This window comes from Pseudomonas juntendi (genome assembly GCF_009932375.1).
GTDB classification, from domain to species: domain Bacteria; phylum Pseudomonadota; class Gammaproteobacteria; order Pseudomonadales; family Pseudomonadaceae; genus Aquipseudomonas; species Aquipseudomonas juntendi.
This window is the reverse complement of record NZ_BLJG01000609.1, coordinates 1-223: the sequence shown is the minus strand read 5'-3', so window position 1 is coordinate 223 and position 223 is coordinate 1. Positions and strand designations below refer to the sequence as shown.

At 68.2% G+C, this 223-nt stretch carries 1 protein-coding gene; it reads left to right on the top strand.

Features of this window, described 5'->3' with window-relative positions; all coding sequences use genetic code 11:
- The coding region (locus GYA94_RS27485; protein WP_161893532.1) for an AMP-binding protein at nucleotides 1-223 on the top strand (223 nt) is incomplete at both ends.

Below are 223 nucleotides of genomic sequence, written 5' to 3'. Positions count from 1 at the left end.
ATGCAGGACTCTGGTATCGCCCTGTTGCTCAGCGACTCGACCTTGCGCGGGCAACTGCCGCTGCCGGCGGCGTTGGCTGCCCTCTATCTCGACCAGCTCGACCTGGCCGCACAGCCGACCCATGCGCCGCGAACAGTCGTGCAGCCGCAGAGCCTGGCCTATGTGATCTACACCTCCGGTTCCACCGGCAAGCCCAAGGGGGGGTGCGTCGAGCACGGCCCGC